3 protein-coding genes and 1 pseudogene are annotated in these 2,086 nt (G+C 56.4%); all 4 read left to right on the forward strand.

The window, feature by feature from the left end; genetic code table 11:
• The first annotated feature begins 127 nt into the window (after positions 1–127).
• Complete coding sequence (locus tag M0974_RS00935; RefSeq protein WP_297831445.1) at positions 128–778, forward strand: inovirus Gp2 family protein; 651 nt, start codon at positions 128–130, stop codon at positions 776–778.
• Positions 779–923: 145 nt separating this feature from the next.
• Entirely contained in the window at positions 924–1,166 is a 243-nt protein-coding gene (locus M0974_RS00940; RefSeq protein WP_297831448.1) for a hypothetical protein, read from the forward strand.
• A gap of 108 nt (positions 1,167–1,274) precedes the next feature.
• Positions 1,275–1,622, forward strand: a pseudogene (locus tag M0974_RS33255) (hypothetical protein); the annotation flags it as partial.
• Between the two features lie 202 nt (positions 1,623–1,824).
• Positions 1,825–2,086: transposase (locus M0974_RS33260; RefSeq protein ID WP_367278929.1), on the forward strand; the 262-nt coding region annotated here is incomplete at its 3' end.

The following is a 2,086-nucleotide window of genomic DNA, read 5'->3' on the forward strand; positions in this document are numbered from 1 at the left end:
AATAAATACAAGATTTAACAAGCACATCAACTCATTCAGTCACCTGAGACAGATGAATCCGCCAAATCAGTAGAGAAATTAAATACTATCATCCATGAAGATATAGAACAACCAATGGGCTACAAGTATGAACTATCAATTCAATCCCAACCATACATTCCATTATGGAACAGAGTACGCAGGACTACCAATCCAAGATAAAGGACCATTCATCAGCGAATACTTGAGTCGTCTTCATTGCACCATACACCGAACATTGAATCAATACCGTGAGGTCTTTGCATTCAGATTCGATCTACGTCTACCAGCTGACCATATCCCCAATGGCTCGGCCTACGAGAATGAACTGATTGACCGTTTCATCGAGTCATTCAAAGCTAAGATCAAACATAACCGTCAGATGGCAAGGAGACAGAACCCATACGCCCATGACAGCGCTGTACGTTACGTTTGGGCTAAAGAGGTCGGCCATCGAAGCCGTCCCCATTACCACTTGGCTATCTTGCTAAACAAAGATGCCTACTGCGCGATAGGAGCGTATGCACTAGACAGGAACAATATGTTTAACCGCCTGCATGAAGCATGGGCCAGTGCCTTAGGCTTGCCTGTCAGTGCTGTATCTGGCCTTGTTCACATTCCTGATAATGCCTACTACTTCCTGCGTCGTGATGACCAGGACAGCATTGCAGATTTCTTCTATCGTGCTAGTTACATGTGTAAGTCCGCTACGAAGGCATACGGCAATGGTGGGCATGGGTTTGGTGCAAGCAGACGTTAGCATGAACTTGCGCAGTTCAGAAATCCGACCCGATATCAGGATCAGAGCCGTTCTGGCTTGGATGTAAGTGTCAGCGAATCCCCGTCTGCATGCCCTGCCCGATCTGCGACGTATGTCACATAAATTACAACGCAGGGAGCAGCCAATGCGAAAGCAGTTAGTTCAGCACGGCGCGGTGCGCTACTACCGACACGGTGACGATTTCTGGCTTGATTTGATCACCCGATGGAAAGCATCGGGCGTCGGCGTGCGTAAGTTTTGCGAACAGAATGGCGTGGCGACCAGCACGTTTCACAAGCGGCGCGCGGACCTGGCCAAGTGCGAGGTGGCCATCGACATCACGCCGCTGCAACCACATCCGCTCGTCACGGCACAGCGGGTCGCGTGATGCCGCGATAAATTTTCCATCCGCTGTGAGCGCGCCGGCATGCTTATGCGTTTGACCTGCATGCTGGCGCTCATCGATCCCTCCGACCTCCCACCCGACCTCGACGCGATGCGCCGCATCGCCCTCGAACAGAATCGAATCGCCCAAGATCTGTGGACGCAAGTGGAATTGCTCAAGTACCAGCTGGCCCAGTTCGTCCGCGCTCGCTTCGGCGCCAGCTCGGAGCACCTGCCTGGCCAGGGAGATCTGTTTGCCGAAACCGTCACCATTCTCGTACCGCCAGCCTTGCCGGTCACCCCGGTCGCCGGCCACGTGCGGCGGGGACGTCCAGCGTTGCCCAAGGACTTACCGCGCGAGCGCGTCGAGTACGACCTGAGCGACGCCGAGAAGGCATGCTTCGACCAGATCGAGAAGATCGGCGACGAGGTCTCCGAAACACTGGACTACACGCCAGCGAGGCTGACGGTGATCGAACACGTGCGCATCAAGTACGCTTGCAAGAAGGATGGCGAATCGACCGTACGCACGGCGGCGGCGCAGCCGTCGCCACTGCCGAAGTCCAATGCCAGCGCCGGCCTGCTGGCGCAGGTTCTGGTGAGCACCTTCGCCGATCATCTGCAACTGAACCGACAAGGAGGCGATTTTCAAGCGCCACTGCGTGCATCTGCCGCGTGCCACGCTGTGCGAGTGGAAGCTGGCCGCGGCCGAACTGCTGGCGGTGCTGCTGCCGGCGCTCAAAGCCCATATCCTGGCCGCGCCGCGCGTGCACTCGGAAGACACCACGATGCCGATGCAGGAGGCCGGCCGTGGCTCCAGCCCGCCTGTGGGGCTACCTTGGCGCCGGCCAGCACGAAGAGAACGGCTTATGGGTCGACCATCCGCCGGCGGTCCTGTTCGAATTCACCGAGTCCCGCGAGGCG

The sequence above is a fragment of the Pseudomonas sp. genome (genome assembly GCF_026224925.1).
In the GTDB taxonomy this organism is placed as follows: domain Bacteria; phylum Pseudomonadota; class Gammaproteobacteria; order Pseudomonadales; family Pseudomonadaceae; genus Aquipseudomonas.

Coding starts and splice junctions, on each gene's coding strand:
- M0974_RS00935 (WP_297831445.1), top strand. CDS start 128: ATGAACTATCAATTCAATCCCAACCATACATTCCATTATGGAACAGAG.
- M0974_RS00940 (WP_297831448.1), top strand. CDS start 924: ATGCGAAAGCAGTTAGTTCAGCACGGCGCGGTGCGCTACTACCGACAC.